The organism is Streptomyces sp. NPDC051183 (assembly GCF_040682455.1).
Lineage (GTDB): Bacteria > Actinomycetota > Actinomycetes > Streptomycetales > Streptomycetaceae > Streptomyces.
The window spans coordinates 1-22,787 of record NZ_JBFBBA010000071.1 but is presented as its reverse complement, the minus strand read 5'-3'; the positions used below and the strand labels follow the sequence as shown (position 1 = coordinate 22,787).

Here is a 22,787-nt window from a genome sequence, read left to right as displayed (position 1 = left end):
CGGGCCGGAGCCATGGGCTCCGGCCCGCCGCCGCTTCTGCTTTACCGGTTCCCTTTACTTGTTCCTTACGATGCTCCGCATGAAGGAACCCTCCAGGCAGACGCGGTGGGAGCGCCGTACGCAGATACCGCTGCTGGTGCTCGCCGTCGGCTTCGCCGTCGCGTACGCCGTACCGATCGTGGCGCCCGACGCGGACCGGTGGGTGCACCGGGCGTGCACCCACGCGGAGTGGGTGGTGTGGGCGGCCTTCGCCGCGGACTACCTCGTACGCCTGGCGCTGTCGCCCGCGCGGAAGGCCTTCGTACGGACGCACTGGCTGGACCTGCTCGCGGTGCTGCTGCCGATGATCCAGCCGCTGCGGCTGCTGCGGCTGGTGGCCACCCTGCTGCTGGTGGGCCGGCGGGCCCGGATGGCCCCGCAGATCCGGCTGACCACGTACGTGGCGGGCGCGGTGGTCGGGCTGCTCATGTTCGGCTCGCTGGCGGTGCTGAGCGTGGAGCGGGACGCGCCCGGGGGCAACATTCGCAACCTCGGGGACGCCCTGTGGTGGTCCGTGACCACCATGACCACGGTCGGGTACGGGGACCACTCCCCCACCACCGGGCTCGGCCGGATCCTGGCGGTGGGGCTGATGCTGTCGGGGATCGCGCTGCTGGGTGTGGTCACCGCCAACATCGCGGCCTGGTTCATCTCCCGCTTCGAGCGCGACGACCGGCTGGAGCGGGCCCAGACCGCCGCCATCGCCGAACTGGCCGAGGAGGTACGGGCGCTGCGCGCCGAGGTCGCGCGGCTGGGCGGCCGGGACGCCGACCGGCCGGGCGCCCCGGCGCAGCGGGAGGCTAGCGCTCCCACACCTTGAACGCCCGGACCTGGTACGGGGACTGGGGCAGCCAGACGCCGTCGCCGGGGTAGGTCTGGAACTCCCCGGTCTCGGCGCACTCCGCCGACTGGTAGGTGGTGACGGGCCGGCCGGTGCGGTTGGCGAGGGACTGGGCGGTGGTGCCGGGGGGCAGCGCCGTGCAGCTGTTGATGTCGAGGGTGCTCAGCTCGTGGGTCCGGCGGGTTCCCTTGAACTCCGCCTTGGCCCACAGGCAGAGCTGCCCGGTCGCGCAAGCCCCCAGGGGCGGCGGCCCCGCGGCGTGGCCCGCGGCGTGGCCCGCGGCGTGAGCCGAGGTTGCCGTGCTCGGGATGAGGGCGGTGAGGGCCAGGACGGTCGCGGCGAGAACGGTGGAACACGTACGCATGACGGGTCAACTCCTTGTGGACTCCGGCGCCCCGGACCTGTTCCGGGGAGCCGCTGACCCCACGCTGACCTGCGGCGATGGGCGGGCGGAAGGGGCTGCGGGCGGGTCCACCCTGATAGGCGACAGCCCCGCCGGAACCGTCCGGCGGGGCTGTGGCGCGTACGGAGTTGACGGCTCCGCGGGGGGTGTCGGCGGCGGCTCAGACGTGGGCCGCGCCCGCGCCCGCGGCGGCGTTCTCGCCCCGCTTGGTGAAGCCGGCCACGATCGCGGCGAGTACGGCGACGATGCCCGCGACGGTGAAAGCGGTGCTCATCCCTGACACGAAAGTGTCGTGCGCGACGGCGGTGACGGCGTTGGCGACCTGCTCGGGAGCGCCCGGCGGAACCGGGGCGATGCCGACCTGCACCCCCTTCTCCGCGAGCTCCAGCTGCTCCGGGCCGAGCGGGGGCAGCTGGGCCGCCGTCCAGTTGTCCCCGAACGAGCCGGTGACCTTGCTCGCCATGACCGCGCCGAGGACGGCGGTGCCGAGGCTGCCGCCGACCTGCATGGCAGCCTGCTGGAGGCCGCCGGCCACGCCGGACAGCTCCAGCGGGGCGTTGCCGACGATGACCTCGGTGGCACCGACCATGACGGGCGCGAGGCCGAGACCGAGCAGTGCGAACCAGAGCGACATGGTGAGGGTCGCGGTGTCCGGGGTGAGCCGGGCCATCCCGAAGCAGGCGGCGGCGGTGGCGACCATGCCGGCGACCAGCGGGATGCGCGGGCCGACCTTGGTGATGGCGGCGCCGGCCAGCGGCGAGCCGATGATCATCATGCCGGTCAGCGGCAGCAGGTGGAGCCCGCTGTCGACCGGGCTCATGCCGTGGACCTCGCGGCCATCGACGAGCGGTGGCAACTGCCACTTCCACGTCGGCTGGGTGACCATCCTCGGTGGCTTCGCCCTCGATACGACGGTCACCGCCAGCCCCGGGATCGGTCACCGTGAGAAACCGGGGATGCAGCTCGGCCTCGACCGCCGCAACAGACGGCGCTGACGCTGACGTGATGGCGAGGGTGCTGGTCATGCCCGTTGTGTAGTCGATCCTGCGCCCATCGGGGTGCAGGCGCACGTTGCCGATCTTCCGGATCCCCCGGTCCCAGTCCCGGGCAGTGCGCTCATGGACCCCGACCTGCGCCGCGGCATCCCGCCGTCGCACCCCCGAGGCGCGAAGCCGGTCGTACTCCGCCCGGCCCGGATGCCCACTCATACCGGGCTTCCCCCGACCACGGACACCGGCCTTGCGCGCCCACCCGGCCGCCGTGTGGCGGTTCACCCCGACCGCCCGGGCAGCACCCGTGACACTGCCGTTCTCCCGGTCCAACGCCTCGAAGAACCCCGCCTTCAACACCTCAAAATCCACGATCCCCGCAACTCCCCGAACTCCAGGGTGTTGCGGGGATCGCTAGAACCCGCCCAGGGCGGGAGGGGCTCTTTCGCGTGTGCGGTCGCGGTCCGGGCGAACGAGAGCCCCAACCGGTAAACGGCCAGGGCTCTTTCCATTCACCCGCCACCCGGCGGCGAGTACCGTCCTCATGATGCTGTGAACGGCGGGAGCCCGGCGCACGCCCCGGCCCCGGCCCCGGGGGTCAGACGGTGACGCCGATCTTCTGGGAGAACCTCCGCAACCCCGGCATATCCGGGTTCATCACGAGTAGCTCCGAGGCGATGGCCCGGACCTTGGGGCGGGTCGCTTCCTCAGGGGCGTACGACGCCAGGGCCCGGAGTGCGTGGAACGCGTTCGCGGGTTCGCCGATGCCTTGCCAGACCCGGGCAACGTCCATGCACATCCGGCCGCGCCGTTCCGCGTTCGGGAGTCGGCGGGGGTCGATCTTCTCCGCGTAGGTCAGGGCCTGATCGTCCTCGCCGAGCGCATGGTGGACCGAGATCCGAAAGACGCGGGTCTGGTCTTCCCCGAAGACGCCGGGGATGTAGAGACGCTGCGCGGCCGTCTCGCGGCGTTTCGCGGTCTCCTCGGCATCTCCGATCAGGTCCATGGCCTGGGACCTCCACCCGGACTGTGCGGCGCTGTAGGAGGCAGTCAGCATGAGCGTGCCGCGCATCGCGAGTTCTTCCGGCCGGCCGCCGAGTCGGGCCGCCGCCTCCTGAAGGTGGGCGATGGCCGCCTGGTAGTCGCCGCCCCGCCGCATCGTGACGCCCATCGAGTGGGCCGCTTCACCCATCACGACAGGGTTCCCCGTCAACTCGGCCTGAGCGCGCGCCCGCTCCGCAGCAACCCAGGCCATCCCCTGATAGTTCTTGATCGCAAGCTGGGCGAGGAGGACGTACGCGCGGGCTGCAATGTCGTGGGCGTTGGACGCCAGGGAGCCGGAGATCAGGCCGGGAAGGGTGCGGGACAGCTTCGCGTACTGGGCTTCTTGGAAGACCGTACGGGCCTGGGTAAGCGCGACGGAAAGGGACTCCCGTGACGCCGGCCGCGCCTCCGGGAGCCGGAACAGGGACTGTTCCACCAGCCCACCCCCGCCGAGGCCGCCGCCCGCGCGGCGGAGATCCTGGCCGCGGTCCGCGCTGATGAGGAGTTCGGCGCCTTCGAGCACGCCACGCTCGAATACTCCGCCGACTGGCAGTGCTTCACCGGCTTCCCCATCATCGAGCGGTGGAACCTCGACAACGACAAGACGCCGCTGTTCACCGAGGGCCTCCGGGAGCGGCCCCGAGGCCGGCGCCACCGTCCACGAGGAGGGCTGCCCCCGCGGCGGCCCCGACGGGATCACCTGATGGCCGCCAGTTTTGATCGGATGCACCGGCAGGCATACGACCTGACCCGGCTCACCCGCACCGTCACCGAGTCCGACCGGCACCCCGGCGGGGTCTGCACCCAGGAGTCCATTCGGTGCTACGACTGCCGGATGCCGGCCCCGATCGCCTTCAGGTTCGGCGGCCCGATGGCCGACTGCCGACCGTGCGGCTACGCCTGGGCCGTGCGGCACGACCCCGCGCACTGCTGGCAGCGCCAGAACATCACCCGCAGCCGCCCCAACGGGACCACCTGAGACTCCCAGTCGTCTGCCCTTCGGCGGCGCAGGCGACTGGGCCGCCCGCCCCGGGCCCCACCGACCCCCTTCGTGCGGGCGACCCGGGGCGGGCCCACCTCCCCATCTGACCGAGGAGGCACCACCATGAGCACTACCACCCTGTTGAAGTTCGCATGGCTGGAGGTCACGGGCTTCTGCAATGAGCACTGCGACCACTGCTACGCCGACAGCGGGCCCGACCAGGGCCACGGCACGATGACCGTCGCCGACTGGATTGACGTCATCGACCAGCTCGCGGACATGGGCGGCTCCGACGTGCAGTTCATCGGCGGAGAGCCGACGCTGTACCCGCACCTGCCCGAGCTGATCGGGCACGCCGCCGGCCGAGGCCTCGGCGTCGAGATCTTCTCGAACATGACCCACATCAAGCCCGAGGTCTGGGAAGCCATCACCGGGCACGGCGCGAAACTCGCTACGTCGTACTACAGCGACAACGCCGCCGAGCACGACTCGATCACCCGGCTCCGGGGCGCCCACCGGAAAACCCGCGCAAACGTCGAGAAGGCCGTCTCCCTCGGGATCCCCATCCGCGGCGGCGTCGTATCCCTACGTGAAGGACAGCGCGCCATGGAGGCCGTCAGCGACCTCCAGTCCATCGGCGTTCGACAGGTCGGCGGGGACCGGATCCGCGCCTTCGGCCGGGCCAGCGCGGGCGCCCAACCGCAGATCAAGGACCTGTGCGGACACTGCGCGTACGAGAAGTGCGCCGTCGGCCCTGACGGCGCAGTGTGGCCGTGCGTCCTCGGCCGGGCCATCGACGTCGGCAACGTCCGCGATGAGCCGCTCGCCGAGATCTGGACGGGCGACCGCCTCGCCCAGGCCCGCGCCGACATCGCCGCCGTTCACGGCCCGGGCGCCGCAGCCTGCACCCCGCCGCAGTTCCTGCCCATGTGCAGCCCCTGCGGACCGTGTGTACCCGCGGTCGGCCACTGCGACCCGGAAGAGGCGCCGCTGCACGCCGCTACGATCGCCACCACCTGACCCGACTCGACTCGGAGGACCACGATGGACCCGCACGGCGATCATCTGCTCGGCTGGCCGCCACCGCCTGGGCAACAGCGCACCGAGGAGCAGTGGGCGACGATCGCGGGCATGGTCCGGCACGCTGCGAACAAGCTCGGCTCGCCGCTGCCGCTGTGTCTGCCCGGCGAGCCGCAGCAGTGCGGGAGAGCTGCGCAGCAGCACGCGCTGGCATGGGCAGCCGAGCTGAAGGCTCGCTCGCACCACCTGATCGAGACGTACGCGCCATCGGCCGAGGCTGCGGCCTACGCTGCTGGTCCGCTCTTCAAAGAACGGCTCGGCGCGCTGCGCGCATAGGCGAACTGAGACTGCCCCGGCCGGGACCCCTTCCGGCCGGGGCTGACGCATGTCCGGCCCTAAGTCCCTACTCAGCCTCTGGATCGAGTTACCTGCCAATCACCACTTCTCGACGCGAAGAGGGTCAGCCAGGGATGGCCGCGCAGTCCCGTGCGGGCCCGTGCCGAGCCGGGTTCCTTGACGGGTACCTGATCGTCCTGGTCGTCGACGGTGATCTGACTAGTCATGCGAACAGGCTAGTGACAGCGACTGACACTTCACAAACGGCTTAACGAGACAGTCGCTGTCAGGTCGGTCACAGGTACCCTGACCGCTCACTCAGCGTCAGAAAGGACCCCGCGGTGATGACCGACCAGCGGCCCGCGCCGGCCGCCCCGGCGGCCGGACTGCGCGAACGCAAGAAGCGGCGCACCCGCGACGCACTCCTGCGCGCCGCGCTCCTCCTCTTCATCGGGCAGGGGTACGAGGAGACCACCGTCGACGAGATCACCGACGCGGTGGACGTCTCGCAGCGCACCTTCTTCCGCTACTTCGCCAACAAGGAAGAGGTCGCCTTCGCCGTCCAGGAGCTGGTCGAGTCCCACTTCTTCGCCGCGCTCCTGGCCCGGCCGGCCCACGAGGGGCCCCTGGAGGCCATGCGCAACGCCGTGCTCGCCGCCTGGGACACCGTCGACGACGCCATCTCCGAGGTGGTCCCGGTCGACCTCTACATGCGCAGCTACCAGCTGATCGAGTCCACCCCGGCCCTGCTCGCCGTGCACCTGCGCCGTTCCACCGAGTTGGAGGAGCGGATCTCCCGGCTGATCGCCGCCCGCGAGGGCCTCGACGTGGACGCCGACCCGCGTCCGCGCGTGGCCGTCGCGGCGTTCTCGGGCGTCATGCGGGTCACCGGACGGCTCTGGGGCCAGGGCGAGGATGCCAGCGTCTCCGCGATCCGGCGCATGACCGAGGCCTACCTCGACCAGATCGGCCCCGCCCTGGCCGCCGACTGGCGGTAGTACGGCGCCGCTTGCGGGTCCCCGCGCGGGCCGCCCGCATCCGGCCCGGGGCCCCGCCCGGCCGTGAGCCCGGTCACCCCGCGTACCGGGTCGCGCGGCGGTCTCCTACGCTGGTCCCAGTGAACCTGTCCGGCTCAGCCCACCCCCTCGCCCCCGCCGCCACCGTCAACGCCGCGCGCCCCACGGCCGCCCTGCGCGCCCTGCTCGCGCTCGCGGTGGTCTTCATCATGCTCGCGACGACCGGGTGGACCGCCGTGCACCGGCCCGAGGCGGGCGTCTCCGCGCGGGCCGCGGCACTCGCCTCCTGGGCCGGGGCCCGGTTCGAGGGCCGGCCGCTGCCCGCCGCCGACGCCCCCGCACGGACGATCGCCCGCTTCTTCACGGGCCTCGACGGCGCCCAGCGGGCCCGGCTCGCCGAGGGCTACCCACTCGTCGTCGGCAACCTCGACGGCGCTCCCACGGACACCCGCTACCGGGCCAACCTGATCGGCCTGCGCCGGGCCGCGGTCGTCGAGGAGGCACGCTCCCACGACGTCGCGCTGACCCCCGCCGACCGCACCACGGCCGCCCGCCGCGCGCACCGCTTCGAATCCCTCGCCGAGCCCGGCCGCCAGATCCTCGCCTTCGACCCCACCGGCGGCGGCCTCGTCGCCGAGGTCTTCGGCGACCTCGGCCGGGCCCGCCGCATCTCGGTGATCGTGCCCGGAGTCGACACCGACGCGGTCACCTTCGAACGCACCCAGCGCCGGCTCACGGCCCCCGCCGGCATGGCGGAGTCGCTGTACGCGGCCGAGCGCGCGGCCGCCCCCGACAGCAGGACCGCGGTGATCGCCTGGGCGGGGTACGAAGCACCCACCGGGCTCGGCATGGACGCGGCCACCGGCCGGATGGCCGTGGAGGGCGCCGTGCGGCTGAAGTCGCTGACCACCGCCCTGCCCGGCAGCGCGGGCATCGCGCTGTTCTGCCACAGCTACGGCTCGGTCGTGTGCGGGGTCGCCGCGCACGAACTGCCGGCCCGGGTCACGGACGTGGTGGTCGCGGGCAGCCCCGGCATGCGCGCCGGGAACGTCGCGGACCTGGACACCTCGGCCCGCGTCTGGGCCGCGCGGGACGAGGGCGACTGGATCGCGGACGTACCGCACCTGGAGGTCGGCGGGCTGGGGCACGGCGCGGACCCGGTGTCCCCGGGCTTCGGCGCACGGCTGCTGTCCGCGGCCGGGGCCAAGAGCCACACCGGCTATTTCGAGCCAGGGACCGCCTCACTGGACAACTTCGCCAAAATCGGAACCGGCGCATTCGGTTCCATCAGGTGCGCCACCGGCGACGACGCATGCCGGCGCGGAATCTCCGGCACGGAGCAGGACTGACGCGTGTAGACGCCCGGAAAACGGGCGCCGCAACGGGGGGACGCGCGGGGGCGCGTCCCTTTACCATGTGCCGCATGGGTGACGTACTGGCCGGAAACCATGCCGTCTGGGAGTTCGATCTCGCCTCGGACTCGGTGCTCATCCGCTTCGCACGGGGGATCAGAACGCCGAGACCGCTGAGGACACCGAGGCTCTTCCACGCCCTCGGGACCCGCCGGATCCCCCTCGAAGCGCTGTCCGGGGTGAGCGTGAGCGCGGGGAAGCGGGACACGGTGCTGCTGCGCGCCGTCCCGCGGCCCGGCGCGGATCCGCTGATGGACGTAGCCGCAGGGCAGTTGAAGGAGTCCTGCGACCCGTACCGGCTGGTGCTGCCCGGCGACCGGGCCCCGCGCGCCGCCGCCTTCGCCGACGCCCTGCGCGCCCGGCTGGGCCCCGACGCGGCGGAGCCGGCCGGGCGGTTCCTGGTCGAGGTGCCGGGGCCCCCGCTGCACCTGAAGGCGTACGACGCCCGGGTCGGCTTCGACGGGTCGGCGGTCACCTTCCACTGGTCGCGGACCGGCGCCACGAGCACCAAGTGGAAGGCGGGCGACCGGCATTACCCGCTGGCCGCGCTGACCGGCGTCGAGTGGAGCGCCCCGGACCGGCCCGGCGGACACCTGCGGCTGCTGCCGCGGGACGATCCCCGCGACCCGCGCCCCGACCACGACCTGGCCTCGGCCGTCTTCGGCGTCGGATACGGGGCCGTGCACGAGTCGCTGCCCTTCGCGGCGGCCGTCCTGGCCGCCCTGCGCGGGCGTACCCCGGTCGCCGCGGTCCCCCGGCCCCGCCCCTCCGACGAACGCCTGCAACACCTCAGCGAGCTGCACTCGGCGGGCCTGCTGACCGACGCCGAGTACTCGGCCCTGCGCGACCGCTTCGCCGCCGACGCGTAGCCGCGGGCGCGGGGCCTCCCGCCTACCCCTCGCGCGCCAGCGAGGTGAAGCTCATGTCCGGGTAGCGGTCCCCCGCGACCCGGTCCGCGATCGGCTCCAGCAGCGCCAGCTCCGCCCCGGTCAGGGTGATCCGGGTCGCCGCCGTGTTCTCCGCGAGGCGGTCCGGCCTGCGGGTGCCCGGGATCGGGACCACCGTCAGACCGTGCACCTCCGCCCGCTGCTGCACCCAGGCCAGCGCGATCTGGGCCGGGGTCGCGCCGTGCGCGTCGGCGATCTCGCGCACCGGGGCCAGGAGCGCCGCGTTGGCCTTGGCGTTGTCCCCGGTGAACCGCGGCTGGAACTTGCGGAAGTCCGCCTCCGACAGCTCCTTGCCCGCGTCAGCGAAGGACCCCGTCAAGAAGCCCCGCCCGAGCGGCGAGTAGGGCACGAAGGCCACGCCCAGCTCCGCCGCCGCGCCCACCGCGCTGCGCTCGACGTCCCGGCTGAAGAGCGACCACTCCGACTGGAGCGCGGCGATCGGGTGCACCGCGTGCGCCTCGCGCAGCTCCGCGCCGGTGACCTCACTGAGCCCCAGGTGGCGCACCTTCCCCTCCTGCACCAGCTCCGCCATCGCCCCCACCGACTCGGCGAACGGCACGCCCGGGTCCCGCCGGTGCATGTAGTAGAGGTCGATCACATCGGTGCCGAGCCGGCGCAGGCTCGCCTCGACGGACCGGCGGATGTACGCGCGGTCGTTGCGGATGCCCCGGTAGGCGGGGTCGTCGTTGCGCTCTATCGCGAACTTCGTGGCGAGGGTGATCCCGTCGCGGTGCGCGGCCACGAACGGCGCGAGGAACTCCTCGTTCGCGCCCCGCCCGTAGATGTCCGCCGTGTCGAAGAGGGTGACCCCGGCATCCAGGGCCGCGTCCAGGGTCTGCCGGGCCGCCGCCTCGTCCGTCTCCCCGTAGAACTCGCTCATGCCCATGCAGCCGAGGCCCTGGACGCCGACGAGCGGTCCGCCCCCGCCGAGTTCGACCTGCCCGATCCCGCTGCTTCGCTCGGTCATTGCTGTGCCTTCCCGGCAGTCGTGTCCATCGAATACATGCCGATCTTGAAATCCAGTACGGCCAGCGCGTCCGTCAGCTCGGTGATCCGCGCCCGCACGTCGCGCCGTGTCCGCTCCAGCAGTTCGCGCCGCTGGTCGACGGTGTGCCCGCCCTCGCGCATGAGTTCGGCGTAGCGGACCATGTCGGCCACCGACATGCCGGTGGCGCGCAACTTGCCGACGAAGGCCAGCCAGTCGAGGTCCTTGTCGCTGAAGCGGCGCTGTCCCGAATGGGAGCGGTCCACGTGCGGCATCAGGCCGATCCGCTCGTACCAGCGCAGGGTGTGCTGGGTCAGACCGGTCCGGGCCTCGACCTCGCTGATCGTGTACCGCGTCTCCGTCAGGCTCATGGCCTCAACGCTAAAACCTTGGAGTGCACTCCAAGCAAGTAGGCTCGGCGGCATGGAGAGCCCGGAGAGCCTGCAGAGCCTGCGCATCATCGAGAACTGGCCCGTACCGACCGCCGCGGCGGCGGTCGTGCGCGCCGACGGCACCCCGGCCGGGTCGCACGGCCCGGTGGACCACCGCTTCGCGCTGGCCTCGGTCACCAAGCCGCTCGCCGCGTACGCCGCCCTCGTCGCGTACGAGGAGGGTGCGATCGAGCTGGACGAGCCGGCCGGACCCGAGGGTTCCACGGTCCGCCACCTGCTCGCGCACACCAGCGGCCTGGCCTTCGACGAGCACCGCGTGACGGCCCCGCCCGGACAGCGCCGGCTCTACTCGAACGCCGGTTTCGAGGTGCTCGGCGACCACATCGCCAAGGCGACCGGCATCCCGTTCGCGGAGTACCTCCACCAGGCGGTCTTCGAGCCGCTCGGCATGGCGTCCTCCGCGCTGGAGGGCTCGCCTGCCAAGGACGGCGTGTCCACCGTCTCCGACCTCCTGCGGTTCGCCGCCGAGCTCCAGGCCCCGCGACTGCTGGACGTGCGCACGGTCGCGGAGGCCACCTCCGTCGTCCACGGCGGCCTCAAGGGCGTCCTGCCGGGCTACGGTCACCAGTCCCCCAACGACTGGGGGCTGGGCCTGGAGATCCGCGACGGCAAGTCCCCGCACTGGACGGGCGCCACTTCCTCGCCGCGCACCTTCGGCCACTTCGGGCAGGCCGGGACCTTCCTGTGGGTGGACCCGGACGCGCGCGCCGCGTGCGTGGCGCTGACCGACCGCGCCTTCGGCCCCTGGGCCGTGGAGGCCTGGCCGCCGTTCACCGACGCCGTACTCGCCGAGCTCGCGGGCCGCTAGGGCGCGGCTCGGGAGCGGCTGTCGGCAACTCCTAGGGGAGCTCCCAGATCAGCAGTTCCCCGGGAGATCCGGCGACGAGCTCCAGGTCCTGCTCGCCGGTGATCCTCGCCGAGTCGCCGGGGCCGAGCTCCCGGCCGTCCAGGCGCAGGTCTCCCCGTACGACGTGCACGTACACGCGGTGCGCGGCCGGTACGGCGACGCGCTCGCCCGCGCCCGGCCGCCGCACGTGCAGCACGGCCCCGGCGGCCGGCACCGCGTACGGGGTGCTGTCGGCGATGCCCCTGACCAGTGCGTACGAGGGCGGCCCGGACTCCGCGGCGGGCAGCGGCGCGAGCCACATCTGCACGAAGCGGAGCGGCTCGGGGCCGTCGTTGCGCTCCACGTGCCGCGCCCCGGTCCCGGCGCCGAGGTGCTGTACGTCGCCGGGCCGGACCAGGGTGGTGGCCCCGGTGCTGTCCCGGTGGGTGAGCTCGCCCCCGACCACCCAGGTCACGATCTCGGTGTGGCTGTGCGGGTGCTCGTCGAAGCCGGCGTCGGGCGCGAGGCCCTCCTCGTTGCAGGCCAGGAGGGTGCCGAAGCGCAGGTTGTCCGGGTCGTAGTGCTCGCCGAAGGAGAAGGCGTGCCGGGTGCTGATCCCGGCGGCCGGGTCCCCGCCCGCGTAACGCTCGGCGCCGCGACGTACATCAATCATGAGGGCCACCGTAGCCCCCGGCACGGCCCGCGGCGCGGGACCGGACTCCGCGCACGCTCGCCGATAGGGCAGTCTTGTCACGTGCCCCAACCCGAACGTGAGCATTCCCCCGCGATCCACCCCGCGCATCCCGCTCCCGCCCATCCGCACTCCGCGACACTGCGACGGCTGGAGAAGTCCGCCGGCCGGCTCGCGGCGAACGCCATCGCGCGCATGGACGAGACCCTGCCGTGGTACCGGGCGATGCCCCCGGAGAACCGGTCCTGGATCGGCCTGGTCGCGCAGGCGGGCATCGCCGCGTTCACGGAGTGGTTCCGGCACCCGGAGACCCCGCAGGCGATCTCCACCGATGTCTTCGGGACGGCTCCGCGGGAGCTGACCCGGGCGATCACCCTGCGCCAGACCGTCGAGATGGTCCGCACCACGATCGAGGTCATGGAGACCGCGATCGACGAGGTCGCGGCCCCGGGCGACGAGTCGATCCTGCGCGAGGCCCTGCTGGTGTACGCCCGGGAGATCGCCTTCGCGACGGCCCAGGTGTACGCGCAGGCCGCCGAGGCGCGGGGGGCGTGGGACGCCCGCCTGGAGTCGCTGGTCGTCAACGCGGTGCTGTCCGGGGAGGCCGACGAGGGCGCGCTCTCGCGGGCCGCGGCACTCGGCTGGAACTCGCCGGAGTACGTGTGCGTGGTGCTCGGCACGGCCCCCGAGGGGGACAGCGAGCTGACGGTCGAGGCGATCCGGCGCGCGGCCCGCCACCACAAGCTGCAGGTCCTGACGGGTGTGCTCGGGGACCGCCTCGTCGTCATCGCGGGCGGCAGCGACAACCCACTCCAGGTGGCGAAGTCCCTGATCGGCCCGTTCGCGGCCGGTCCGGTGGTGGCCGGCCCGGTGGTCGCGGACCTGCTGAACGCCACGAAGTCCGCGCAGGCGGCGGCCGCGGGGCTGAAGGCGTGCACGGCCTGGCAGGACGCCCCGCGTCCGGTGCTGGCGGACGATCTCCTGCCCGAGCGCGCGATCGCCTCGGACCCTTCGGCGCGCGAGCAACTGGTGGAGGAGATCTACAGACCGCTTGAAGAAGCGGGCTCAGCTTTGCTTGAGACGCTGAGCGTCTACCTGGAGCAGGCGAGCAGTCTCGAAGGCGCAGCTCGGATGCTGTTTGTGCACCCCAACACCGTGCGCTACCGGCTGCGACGTGTGACGGACGTCACCGGTTGGTCGCCCTCGGATGTCCGTTCCGCGTTCACTCTGCGGATCGCCCTGATCCTCGGGCGTCTGGCCGACGGCGATCCTCAGTCCTAGACTTTTGTCGGACATCAACAATTACCCCGAAGGTTCTTCGTCCCTGTCCCCACGGGCGGCGCGGACCGAACACAAGAGAGAGTGTGAGGGTGCTCGTACTCGTCGCTCCCGGCCAAGGCGCACAGACGCCCGGCTTCCTGACTCCCTGGCTCGAACTGCCCGGCGCCGCTGACCGCGTCGCCGGCTGGTCGGACGCCATCGGGCTCGACCTTGCCCACTACGGCACGAAGGCCGACGCGGACGAGATCCGCGACACGGCCGTGGCCCAGCCCCTGCTGGTGGCTGCCGGTCTGCTCTCCGCCGCCGAGCTGGGGGCCCGTACGGCCTTCGGTGCGGTCGCGGGCCACAGCGTCGGCGAGATCACCGCCGCCGCGTACGCCGGTGTGCTGTCCGACGCCGACGCGCTGTCCTTCGTACGCACCCGCGGTCTCGGCATGGCCGATGCCGCCGCGGTGACGGCGACGGGCATGGCGGCGGTCCTGGGCGGCGACCCGGACGTGGTCGTCAAGCACCTGGAGAAGCTGGGGCTGACCCCGGCCAACATCAACGGCGCGGGCCAGATCGTCGCGGCCGGCACCATGGAGCAGATCGCCGCCCTGGAGGCCGACAAGCCCGAGGGTGCCATGAAGGTCGTCGCCCTCAAGGTCGCGGGCGCCTTCCACACGCACCACATGGCTCCGGCCGTCGCCAGGCTGGAGGAGGCCGCCTCGGCCCTCAGCCCGGCCGACCCGGCGCTGAAGTACGTTTCGAACAAGGACGGTCAGGTCGTGACCACGGGCGCCGATGTCGTCGCCCGCCTGGTTGGCCAGGTCGCCAACCCGGTCCGCTGGGACCTGTGCATGGAGACGTTCGCCGAACTGGGCGTCACCGGGATCATCGAGCTTTCCCCGGGTGGCACCCTGACGGGTCTGGCCAAGCGCGCGCTGAAGGGCGTACCGAGCGTGGCCCTCAAGACCCCGGACGATCTCGAAAAGGCCGCGGCGCTTGTCGCCGAGCACTCGGCCTGAGAGAAGGAGCCCACACAGCATGTCGAAGATCAAGCCTGCCAAGGGCTCCCCGTACGCCCGCATCCTCGGCGTCGGCGGCTACCGCCCGACCCGCGTGGTGCCCAACGAGGTCATCCTGGAGACGATCGACTCGTCCGACGAGTGGATCCGCTCGCGCTCCGGCATCGCGACCCGGCACTGGGCCTCGCCCCAGGAGACCGTCGCCGCGATGTCGGTGGAGGCCTCGGGCAAGGCTCTGGCCGATGCGGGCGTGTCTCCCGAGCGGATCGGCGCCGTGATCGTCTCGACGGTGTCGCACTTCAAGCAGACTCCGGCCGTCGCGACGGAGATCGCGCACCGGATCGGCGCGGGCAAGCCCGCGGCCTTCGACATCTCCGCGGGCTGCGCCGGCTTCGGCTACGGCCTGACGCTGGCCAAGGGGCTGGTCGTGGAGGGTTCCGCCGAGTACGTCCTCGTCATCGGCGTGGAGCGGCTCTCGGACCTGACCGACCTGGAGGACCGCGCGACGGCCTTCCTGTTCGGCGACGGCGCGGGCGCCGTCGTCGTCGGCCCCTCGGACGAGCCGGCCATCGGCCCCACGGTGTGGGGTTCGGAGGGCGACAAGTCCGAAACCATCAAGCAGACCGTGCCGTGGGACGAGTACCGCAGCACGGACGGCGCAGAGAAGTTTCCGGCCATCACGCAGGAGGGTCAGGCGGTCTTCCGCTGGGCCGTCTTCGAGATGGCCAAGGTGGCCCAGCAGGCGCTCGACGCTGCCGGGATCACCGCGGACGACCTGGACGTCTTCATTCCGCACCAGGCGAACATGCGGATCATCGACTCGATGGTGAAGACTCTGAAGCTGCCGGAGCACGTCACGGTCGCCCGTGACGTGGAGACCACCGGCAACACCTCGGCCGCCTCGATCCCGCTCGCAATGGAGCGGCTCCTGGCGACCGGAGCGGCGAAGAGCGGCGATACCGCGCTCGTCATCGGCTTCGGGGCGGGACTCGTCTACGCCGCGACGGTCGTTACCCTCCCCTAGGGTCCGGGAGCACTTTCCCGGACCTTGTTCCACCCCCAGTACCCAGAGAAGGAGCGCCACATGGCCGCCACGCAGGAAGAGATCGTCGAAGGTCTCGCGGAGATCGTCAACGAGATCGCGGGCATCCCGGTCGAGGACGTCGAGATCGACAAGTCCTTCACCGACGACCTGGACGTCGACTCGCTGTCCATGGTCGAGGTCGTCGTCGCCGCCGAAGAGCGCTTCGACGTCAAGATCCCGGACGAGGACGTCAAGAACCTCAAGACGGTCGGCGACGCCGCGAGCTACATCCTGAAGCACCAGGCCTGAGCCTGACGAGCGTTTGTCGCCACCTGGCGGTGGCGCCGTGACAATTCAGCACCCCCTGAGACGTGGAGAAAGAATTCCTGTGAGCCCGACCAATCGCACCGTGGTCGTCACCGGTATCGGCGCAACCACTCCGCTGGGTGGCGACAGCGCTTCGACCTGGGAAGGTCTGCTTGCCGGCCGTTCCGGCGTAAAGCCCCTCGAGGGCGAGCGCTTTGCCGAACTCCCGGTTCGTATCGCCGCGCCGGTCGCCGTGGACCCCAGTGAGGTCCTGCCCCGGCCGCTGGCGCGCAAGCTGGACCGCTCGGCCCAGTTCGCCATCATCGCGGCCCGCGAGGCCTGGGCCGACGCCGGTTACACCGCCCCGGCGGGCGAGGACGCGACCATCGCGCCCGAGCGCCTGGGCACCGTCATCGCCTCCGGCATCGGCGGCGTGACGACCCTGCTCGACCAGTACGACGTACTGAAGGAAAAGGGTGTGCGCCGGGTCTCCCCGCACACCGTCCCCATGCTCATGCCGAACGGCCCGTCGGCCAACGTCGGCCTGGAGGTCAACGCCCGGGCGGGCGTGCACACTCCGGTCAGCGCCTGCGCGTCCGGCGCCGAGGCCATCGGCTACGCCGTCGAGATGATCCGCAGCGGCCGTGCCGACGTGGTCGTCGCGGGCGGCACCGAGGCGGCGATCCACCCGCTGCCGATCGCCGCGTTCGCCAACATGATGGCGATGTCGAAGAACAACGAGAACCCGGAGCAGGCCTCCCGCCCCTACGACAAGGCCCGTGACGGCTTCGTCCTGGGCGAGGGCGCGGGCGTCGTGGTCCTGGAGTCCGCGGAGCACGCCGCCGCGCGCGGCGCCCGGGTCTACTGCGAGGTGCTGGGCCAGGGCCTGTCCGCGGACAGCCACCACATCGCGCAGCCGGAGCCGACCGGCCGCGGTGTCGCGGCCGCCGTGCAGAACCTGCTCGACAACACCGGCCTGGACACCTCCGAGCTGGTCCACCTGAACGCGCACGCCACGTCCACCCCGCAGGGTGACACGGCCGAGCTGAAGGCCCTGCGCAAGGTCCTGGGCGACGACCTCGACCACATCGCGATCTCGGCGACCAAGTCGATGACCGGTCACCTGCTGGGCGGTGCGGGCGGCATCGAGACCGTCGCCACCGTGCTGGCGCTGTACCACCGGCTGGCCCCGCCGACGATCAACATCGACGAGCTCGACGAGGACATCGACGCGGACATCGTGCGCGGCGAGCCGCGCAAGCTGCCCGCCGACGGTCCGATCTCGGCGATCAACAACTCGTTCGGTTTCGGCGGCCACAACGTCACGCTGGCGTTCCGCACGGTCTGATCCGATCGGTTCCACATGTACGAGGGCCCCCGCCCGGCAGCTGCCGGGCGGGGGCCCTCGTACATGTGGAACCGATCAGACGACCTGGTGGAGCCAGCGGACCGGGGCGCCCTCGCCGGCGTAGCGGAAGGGCTCCAGTTCGTCGTCCCAGGGCTTGCCGAGCAGTTTGGCGATCTCCGCCTCCAGGTCGGTCTCGCCGCGCGCCGAGCGGGCGAGCGCGGCCCGCAGCCGGTCCTCGGGGATCAGGATGTCGCCGTGCATTCCGGTGACGGCGTGGAAGATGCCGAGCTCCGGAGTGGAGCTGTAGCGCTCGCCCTCGGAGGTCGGGCAGGGTTCCGCGGTCACCTCGAAGCGGAGCAGGTGCCAGCCGCGGAGCGCGGAGGCGAGTTTCGAGGCGGTGCCCGCTTCGGCCTGCCAGGAGAACTCGGCTCTCCAGGTGCCGGGGGAGGCGGGCTGCCTGATCCAGTCGAGGTTCACCCGCACCCCGAGCACGCCCGCAACAGCCCATTCCACATGCGGGCAGAGCGCGCGCGGTGCGGAATGCACGTACAGAACTCCACGTGTCGTCACCGGGACCTCCAGTGTGGGACGAGGTCGGGAATAAACTCCAGAAAACGGACAGTATGTGACGTGATGTAATTTACCGGAAATGATCTGAGATTGCGTTGCGGGACCTGCGGCCGAAACGCCACGGGAAAAAGCTACCGTGCGCCAGGGGTCATGGTGTGACGTACGGTCGCTCCAAGGCCCGTAAACACAGAGCATTCACTCAGCAGGACGCCCCCGAATGATTGCGGGGCGACGAGGAGGGACCACCCGATGCGCACCACCGCTCCGCGCCGACGCGCGCGCCGGACTCTCGCGGGGGCGGGCGCTGCGGCCCTCGTCCTCGCCGGTGTGCTGAGCGGATGTTCGTCGGGCGAGTCGGCCACCGAGGGTGAGCGCGGGGCGCAGGCCGGGCCGCGCTGGAACACCGCGCCCGCCTCCATCGCGGCGGTGGGCGACTCCATCACGCGTGGTTTCGACGCCTGTTCGGTGCTGGCCGACTGCCCTGAGGTCTCCTGGGCCACCGGGAACGACCCCGAGGTGCGCTCCCTGGCCGCCCGGCTGCTGGGCGAGGCCGAGGTGCCCGCGCGCAGTTGGAACCTCGCGGCCACCGGCTCCCGGATGGCGGACCTGCCGGGGCAGCTGACCGCGGCCGCCGAGCACAAGCCCGACCTGGTCACGGTGATGGTCGGCTCGAATGACGCCTGCCGGCCGACGGCTTCGTCGATGACGTCGGTGGCCGCGTTCCGGTCGGGCTTCGAGAAGGCCCTCGGCGATCTGCGGGCCGCCTCGCCCGCCTCCCAGGTGTACGTGTCGAGCGTGCCGGACCTCCAGCGGCTGTGGGAGCAGGGCAAGGACGACCCGATGGTGCGCAGGATCTGGAGCCTGGGCATCTGCCAGTCGATGCTCGCCGACCCGCAGTCGGCGACGGCCGGGGCCACGGCCCGGCGCGAGCAGGTGCGGGCGCGGGTGGTCGAGTACAACGAGGTGCTGCGCGAGGTCTGCTCGAAGGACGCGCTGTGCCGCTACGACGGCGGCGCGGTGTTCCAGTACCCCTTCGGGGCGGAGCAGTTGAGCCGCTGGGACTGGTTCCACCCGGGCAAGGGCGGGCAGGCGCGGCTCGCGGAACTGGCGCACCGCCAGGTGACGGCCGCCGAGCCGCCACGTTGACGCTCCTGTGCGCGAAGGGTCCGGGGGCGGGTGTCAGGGCCCGCCCCCGGACCGGCTTTCAGGGGTGATTTCCGGCCATACGGTGTGTCAGGCGACGTCGAGCGTCGCGGTCAGCCGGGTGTCGCCGTGCGAGTGAGCGGCGCGGACCTCGTAGGTGCCGCCGACCCGCTGCCAGCCGCCGGCCGCCTCGTCCCAGATCTCGAAGGCCCGGGCGGGCAGCGCGATCTCCACCTCGACGCTCTCGCCGGGGCCCGCCTCGACGCCCGCGAAGGCGGCCAGCCAGCTCGCCGGGCGCTCCACCGCGTCGGCCACGGGTGCCAGGTAGACCTGGACGACCTCGCGGCCGGGCCGGGTGCCGGTGTTGGTGACGCGGACCCGCGCGGTGGTGGCGGTGGCCTCCAGCGACTCGTACGCCCAGTCCGTGTAGCCGAGGCCGTGCCCGAACGGGAAGGCCGGAACCGCGCCCCGGGCCTCGTACGCCCGGTAGCCGATGAAGAGCCCCTCGCGGTACTCCAGGCGCCCCTCGGCGGGGGTCACCTCGGTGACCGGCGCGTCGGCGAGCTCGGCGGGCCAGGTGGTGGGCAGCCGCCCGCCGGGCTCCGCGTCACCGAGGAGTACGTCGGCCAGCGCGGCCCCGCCCTCCTGCCCGGGGAACCAGGTCAGCAGGACGGCGGCCACGTCCTCGCGCCACGGGAGCTCCACCGGGGAGCCCGCGTTGACGACGACCACGGTGTTCGGGTTGACGGCGGCGACGGCGCGGACCAGGTCGTCCTGGCGGCCCGGCAGGGCGAGGTCCTTGCGGTCGAAGCCCTCGGACTCCACGCGCTCGGTGGTGGCGACGACCACGACGGCGGTGTCGGCGGCGCGGGCCGCCTCCACGGCCTCGGCGATGAGCTCGTCGGCGTCGCGCTGCGGGCCGAGGTGGAGCAGGGAGAACATGATCGCCTTGAGCGGCAGCGCGCTCGTGTCGGGGACCTGGAAGGTCAGCGAGACCTCGACCGGCTCCCCGGCCGTCAGGGCGATCCGGGCGCGTTCGCTGGGGGCGCCGAAGAAGGCCTCGAAGGGGTCGGCCTCGTCGCCCATCTGCTGGACGCCCTCCCACAGGGGCCGCCCGCCGACGGCCAGGGCGAAGGCGCCCAGACCGCGGGTGCCGAAGGCGTGTTCGCCGCTCTCGCGCGGGAGGAACGTACCGGTGACCTCGATGCTCGCCATGGTCTCGTACGCGGCGCCCTCGGGCAGGTCGTCGCCGATCCACTGGACCTGGCCGGTCGGGAGGCTGCCCTCGCCGAGGACGGCGCCGGAGGCGTCGCGGCAGATCGCCCGGAGCTGGAAGCCCTTGTCGGCGGGGCTGAGTTCCCCGGAGGGGTCGGCGCCGACGGCGAAGGTCAGCGCCCCGTCCGGGAGGGCCCCGGTGAGGCCGTCGAGCGGGGAGACGACCCGCTCGGGGAAGACGGTGGCCGAGCCGCCGCCGAGGACCCGGGCGTCGCGGGCGGCGGCGCCGATGAGGGCGACGGTGCGGCCGGCGCCGGGGTCCAGGGGCAGCGCGCCCTCGTTCCTGACCAGTACGAAGCCGCGGGCGGCGATCTCGCGGGCCAGCGCCTGGCCGTCGATCGGGGCCGGGGGCTCGGCGACGGCGGCGGGGGCGCCCTCCAGGATGCCGACGCGGGCGGCGAGGCGCAGGACGTTGCGCACGGCGTCGTCGACGGCGGACTCGGGGACCTCGCCGGCGCGGACGGCCTCGGCGAGGGGGGCTCCGTAGACGGTGGTCGGGCCGGGCATGGCCACGTCGAGGCCGCCGAGGATGTCGCCGGTGGTGGAGCGGGCGGCCATCCAATCGGAGACGTTGTAGCCCTCGAAACCCCATTCGGCGCGCAGGACCTCGTTCACGAGGTGGGTGTGCTCGGTCATCGTCGTGCCGTTGACCTGGTTGTACGCGGTCATGATGCCCCATGGGTGGGCATTGGCGACGATGGCCTCGAAGGGGGCCAGGTACAGCTCGCGCAGCGGGCGCGGGGCGATGACGGAGTCCACGGTGAACCGTTCCGTCTCGGCGTCGTTGCCGACGAAGTGCTTGACGGTGGTTGCGACCCCGCCCTCCTGGACTCCGTTGACGTATCCGCTGCCGATGGCGCCGGTCAGGTACGGGTCCTCGGAGTAGCACTCGAAGTGGCGGCCGCCGAGCGGGGAGCGGTGCAGGTTGACGGTGGGCGCGAGGAGGACGTGGACGCCCTTGCGGCGGGCCTCCTGGGCGAGGAGCCGGCCGGCCCGGCGGGCGAGGGCGGGGTCCCAGGCGGCGGCGAGCGCGGTCGGGGACGGCAGCGCGATGGACGGGTCGTCGGCGGTCCAGCGCACGCCGCGCACCCCGATGGGGCCGTCGGACATGACCAGGGACTTCAGCCCGATCCCGGGGACGGCGGGCAGGGACCACATGTCCTGGCCGGCCAGGAGGCGGGCCTTGGTGTCGAGGTCCAGCTTGCCCAGTGCCGCTTCTACGGCGTCGCTGCGGACCTGATCGGCCTGATCGGCATCGGTCACGGCCGTGCCTCCTCGTTGAGTGCGGTGCGTGCGGGGTGCGGTTGCCCCCATCGTGGACCCGTTCCCTGTAGAACGGTAGGGTTCGTAATCTGTTCGTGACATGAGGATGTCGTACGGTCCTGCTGGCAGGTGTGGAGGAAAGGGGTGCCGGCGATGGCCAGGGCGAGGAGCGAGGAGCGGCGCGAGGAGATCGTCCGCGCCGCGGTCGAGGTGATCGCGGAGCGCGGCTACCGGGGCGCGTCCCTGGGCGCGGTCGCCGAACGCGTGGGCCTGACCCAGCAGGGGCTGCTGCACTACTTCCCCACCAAGGAGGCGCTGCTGGTCGCCGTCCTGGAGGAGCGCGACCGCTGGGACACGGGCGGCGGCTCGCGCGCCTCGGCCGGCACCTGGCGCCTGGACCTGCTCGACTCGCTGGTGGAGTACAACGCCATGCGGCCGGGCATCGTCCAGACCTTCTCGGCACTGCTGGGCGAGAGCGTCACCGACGGGCACCCGGCGCGGGAGTTCTTCACCGAGCGCTACGCCCAGGTGCGCGGCGAGATGGCGGCGGTCCTGCGCGCCGAGTTCGGGGACCGCCTGCCCTCGGGCCTCACCCCCGAACAGGCGGCCCCGCTGCTGACCGCGGTGATGGACGGCCTCCAGTACCAGTGGCTGCTCGCCCCGGAATCGGTGGACATGCCCGCCGCGTTCCGCTCCTTCCTGACCCTGCTGCGGGGGCCCGGCGCGTAGGGCCGGAAAGCGACCGTGCATCCTTGCCCCGAAGCTTCTACCGGGGGTGAACAACAGTCGTATTTTTCATCAGTAGTTATCTGCCTTCATCAGCTCTTATCCTGATGGCGTGAAGCTTTCCGAGTGGGCGGCGCGCAACGGTGTGCACTACCAGACCGCATGGGCCTGGGCGAAGGAGGGCCGTATGCCGGTCCCTGTCGTGCAGACGCCGTCCGGTATGTGGCTGGTCGAAGAGTCCGCTCCCGAGATCGGCGGGCGGACGGTGGTGTATTGCCGTGTTTCGTCCGGCGACCAGTTGTCCACCCGCCGCTGCAACAGGACCCGCCCCAGGCCGTCCACCACGACGGCCGACGCGGCGGGCACCAGACTGTTCGCCTCCGGGGCGTTCGGATCGTCCTGGTAGTCACGCCTGCCCATCGCTGCCCGCCTCCTCGCGGACGTCCCGCCCGCGGCTCCAGAGCTCCTCGACGTGGTCCGCGAACCGGTCGAACATGCCGTCCGGTTGACTGCGCCGCAGGTGCATCATCGGAGAGTCGTGGCCGACCTTCCGCGCGAGGTGCGGCGTCACGAGCATCTCGTTGTCGAAACGGAAGACGGACAGGCCGATGTGGCCGGTCTCGAAGCGCGCCTCGATGTTCGGTACGTCCCGCAGGTGTTGCAGTTCGTTCAACGTCACGGCGATCCGCGTGGTCAGCGTCAACGGCACGTTCTCCTCGGCCTCGCGCGCCGCGGTGACCGGGCTGTCCGGGTCACCGACGAGGAACATCACCCGCGCCCCGAGCAGGAAACCGCTGGTCGCGCAGTTCGGTGGCATTCCACTCAAACGGCAGAAGTTCGCGGTCCTCACGGACCACGATC

At 72.1% G+C, this 22,787-nt stretch carries 23 protein-coding genes and 3 pseudogenes; 15 read left to right on the top strand and 11 right to left on the bottom strand.

Annotation, left to right across the window (positions count from 1 at the left end; genetic code table 11):
• The first annotated feature begins 79 nt into the window (after window positions 1–79).
• The gene (locus tag AB0M99_RS35515) at window positions 80–859 is read left to right on the top strand and encodes an ion channel (protein WP_365927993.1); all 780 of its coding nucleotides are present in this window, start codon (window positions 80–82) and stop codon (window positions 857–859) included.
• Here the strand turns inward: AB0M99_RS35515 and AB0M99_RS35510 are convergent.
• From AB0M99_RS35510 to AB0M99_RS35495, 4 genes and pseudogenes are all read right to left on the bottom strand, one after another.
• The gene (locus AB0M99_RS35510; protein ID WP_365927991.1) at window positions 840–1,244 is read right to left on the bottom strand and encodes a peptidase inhibitor family I36 protein; all 405 of its coding nucleotides are present in this window, start codon (window positions 1,242–1,244) and stop codon (window positions 840–842) included. The two genes, AB0M99_RS35515 and AB0M99_RS35510, sit on opposite strands and share 20 nt — an antisense overlap.
• 199 nt (window positions 1,245–1,443) lie before the next feature.
• A pseudogene (locus tag AB0M99_RS35505) lies at window positions 1,444–2,118 on the bottom strand (MFS transporter); the annotation flags it as partial.
• A gap of 103 nt (window positions 2,119–2,221) precedes the next feature.
• A pseudogene (locus tag AB0M99_RS35500) lies at window positions 2,222–2,644 on the bottom strand (helix-turn-helix domain-containing protein); the annotation flags it as partial.
• Window positions 2,645–2,870: 226 nt separating this feature from the next.
• Window positions 2,871–3,839, bottom strand: a complete 969-nt coding sequence (locus AB0M99_RS35495; protein ID WP_365927989.1) for a hypothetical protein — start codon at window positions 3,837–3,839, stop codon at window positions 2,871–2,873.
• Window positions 3,840–4,040: 201 nt separating this feature from the next.
• Here AB0M99_RS35495 and AB0M99_RS35490 point away from each other — a divergent pair, with 201 nt between their 5' ends.
• The 6 genes from AB0M99_RS35490 (at window position 4,041) to AB0M99_RS35465 (ending at window position 8,951) form a co-directional block, all read left to right on the top strand.
• Entirely contained in the window at window positions 4,041–4,295 is a 255-nt protein-coding gene (locus AB0M99_RS35490) for a hypothetical protein (RefSeq protein WP_365927987.1), read from the top strand.
• Window positions 4,296–4,421: 126 nt separating this feature from the next.
• Window positions 4,422–5,318: a radical SAM protein gene (locus tag AB0M99_RS35485; protein WP_365927986.1), complete on the top strand. Its 897-nt coding sequence runs from the start codon at window positions 4,422–4,424 to the stop codon at window positions 5,316–5,318.
• Between the two features lie 24 nt (window positions 5,319–5,342).
• Window positions 5,343–5,654, top strand: coding sequence for a hypothetical protein (locus AB0M99_RS35480; RefSeq protein ID WP_365927984.1), 312 nt, complete (start codon window positions 5,343–5,345; stop codon window positions 5,652–5,654).
• A gap of 344 nt (window positions 5,655–5,998) precedes the next feature.
• Window positions 5,999–6,652, top strand: a complete 654-nt coding sequence (locus tag AB0M99_RS35475; RefSeq protein WP_365927982.1) for a TetR family transcriptional regulator — start codon at window positions 5,999–6,001, stop codon at window positions 6,650–6,652.
• 227 nt (window positions 6,653–6,879) lie between these two features.
• On the top strand, window positions 6,880–8,019 hold the full coding sequence (locus tag AB0M99_RS35470) for an alpha/beta hydrolase (protein WP_365927997.1): 1,140 nt from the start codon (window positions 6,880–6,882) through the stop codon (window positions 8,017–8,019).
• 74 nt (window positions 8,020–8,093) lie between these two features.
• The gene (locus tag AB0M99_RS35465) at window positions 8,094–8,951 is read left to right on the top strand and encodes a DUF4429 domain-containing protein (protein WP_365927980.1); all 858 of its coding nucleotides are present in this window, start codon (window positions 8,094–8,096) and stop codon (window positions 8,949–8,951) included.
• A 22-nt stretch (window positions 8,952–8,973) separates the two neighbouring features.
• Here AB0M99_RS35465 and AB0M99_RS35460 read toward each other — a convergent pair whose 3' ends face one another.
• Window positions 8,974–9,996 (bottom strand): aldo/keto reductase, encoded by a 1,023-nt coding sequence (locus tag AB0M99_RS35460; RefSeq protein WP_365927978.1) that lies wholly within the window; start codon window positions 9,994–9,996, stop codon window positions 8,974–8,976.
• On the bottom strand, window positions 9,993–10,385 hold the full coding sequence (locus AB0M99_RS35455; protein ID WP_365927976.1) for a MerR family transcriptional regulator: 393 nt from the start codon (window positions 10,383–10,385) through the stop codon (window positions 9,993–9,995). Before AB0M99_RS35455 ends, AB0M99_RS35460 begins: the two co-directional genes overlap by 4 nt.
• Window positions 10,386–10,437: 52 nt before the next feature.
• Here AB0M99_RS35455 and AB0M99_RS35450 point away from each other — a divergent pair, with 52 nt between their 5' ends.
• Window positions 10,438–11,274 (top strand): serine hydrolase domain-containing protein, encoded by an 837-nt coding sequence (locus AB0M99_RS35450; RefSeq protein ID WP_365927974.1) that lies wholly within the window; start codon window positions 10,438–10,440, stop codon window positions 11,272–11,274.
• 31 nt (window positions 11,275–11,305) lie between these two features.
• Here the strand turns inward: AB0M99_RS35450 and AB0M99_RS35445 are convergent, their stop codons facing one another.
• Window positions 11,306–11,965, bottom strand: coding sequence for a pirin family protein (locus AB0M99_RS35445; protein ID WP_365927972.1), 660 nt, complete (start codon window positions 11,963–11,965; stop codon window positions 11,306–11,308).
• Between the two features lie 114 nt (window positions 11,966–12,079).
• Between AB0M99_RS35445 and AB0M99_RS35440 the strand changes: the two genes are divergently transcribed.
• The 5 genes from AB0M99_RS35440 (at window position 12,080) to fabF (ending at window position 16,949) form a co-directional block, all read left to right on the top strand.
• Window positions 12,080–13,264, top strand: a complete 1,185-nt coding sequence (locus tag AB0M99_RS35440; RefSeq protein ID WP_365927995.1) for a helix-turn-helix domain-containing protein — start codon at window positions 12,080–12,082, stop codon at window positions 13,262–13,264.
• 89 nt (window positions 13,265–13,353) lie between these two features.
• Window positions 13,354–14,271, top strand: coding sequence for an ACP S-malonyltransferase (locus AB0M99_RS35435; RefSeq protein ID WP_365927970.1), 918 nt, complete (start codon window positions 13,354–13,356; stop codon window positions 14,269–14,271).
• Window positions 14,272–14,290: 19 nt separating this feature from the next.
• Window positions 14,291–15,295 (top strand): ketoacyl-ACP synthase III, encoded by a 1,005-nt coding sequence (locus tag AB0M99_RS35430; RefSeq protein WP_365927968.1) that lies wholly within the window; start codon window positions 14,291–14,293, stop codon window positions 15,293–15,295.
• Window positions 15,296–15,355: 60 nt separating this feature from the next.
• Window positions 15,356–15,604, top strand: coding sequence for an acyl carrier protein (locus tag AB0M99_RS35425; RefSeq protein ID WP_215013752.1), 249 nt, complete (start codon window positions 15,356–15,358; stop codon window positions 15,602–15,604).
• 79 nt (window positions 15,605–15,683) lie between these two features.
• The gene (gene fabF, locus AB0M99_RS35420) at window positions 15,684–16,949 is read left to right on the top strand and encodes a beta-ketoacyl-ACP synthase II (protein WP_365927966.1); all 1,266 of its coding nucleotides are present in this window, start codon (window positions 15,684–15,686) and stop codon (window positions 16,947–16,949) included.
• 75 nt (window positions 16,950–17,024) lie between these two features.
• Here the strand turns inward: fabF and AB0M99_RS35415 are convergent, their stop codons facing one another.
• Window positions 17,025–17,519, bottom strand: a complete 495-nt coding sequence (locus tag AB0M99_RS35415; protein WP_031150765.1) for a DUF3145 domain-containing protein — start codon at window positions 17,517–17,519, stop codon at window positions 17,025–17,027.
• A gap of 249 nt (window positions 17,520–17,768) precedes the next feature.
• On the opposite strand from AB0M99_RS35415, the gene AB0M99_RS35410 reads away from it, so the two are divergent.
• Window positions 17,769–18,665 carry an SGNH/GDSL hydrolase family protein gene (locus AB0M99_RS35410; RefSeq protein ID WP_365927964.1) on the top strand — a complete coding sequence of 299 codons (897 nt, stop codon included), beginning with the start codon at window positions 17,769–17,771 and terminating at the stop codon, window positions 18,663–18,665.
• 87 nt (window positions 18,666–18,752) lie between these two features.
• Here the strand turns inward: AB0M99_RS35410 and AB0M99_RS35405 are convergent, their stop codons facing one another.
• Window positions 18,753–21,251, bottom strand: a complete 2,499-nt coding sequence (locus AB0M99_RS35405; RefSeq protein ID WP_365927962.1) for a glycoside hydrolase family 3 C-terminal domain-containing protein — start codon at window positions 21,249–21,251, stop codon at window positions 18,753–18,755.
• Window positions 21,252–21,353: 102 nt separating this feature from the next.
• Here AB0M99_RS35405 and AB0M99_RS35400 point away from each other — a divergent pair, with 102 nt between their 5' ends.
• A complete protein-coding gene (locus AB0M99_RS35400) occupies window positions 21,354–21,929 on the top strand; it encodes a TetR/AcrR family transcriptional regulator (RefSeq protein ID WP_365927960.1) in 576 nt (191 codons plus the stop codon).
• 288 nt (window positions 21,930–22,217) lie between these two features.
• On the opposite strand, the pseudogene AB0M99_RS35395 reads toward AB0M99_RS35400, so the two are convergent.
• Both AB0M99_RS35395 and AB0M99_RS35390 read right to left on the bottom strand, forming a co-directional pair.
• A pseudogene (locus AB0M99_RS35395) lies at window positions 22,218–22,346 on the bottom strand (NUDIX hydrolase); the annotation flags it as partial.
• Window positions 22,333–22,752, bottom strand: a complete 420-nt coding sequence (locus AB0M99_RS35390) for a hypothetical protein (RefSeq protein ID WP_365927958.1) — start codon at window positions 22,750–22,752, stop codon at window positions 22,333–22,335. The pseudogene AB0M99_RS35395 and the gene AB0M99_RS35390, both read right to left, overlap by 14 nt.
• Between the last annotated feature and the right edge of the window lie 35 nt (window positions 22,753–22,787).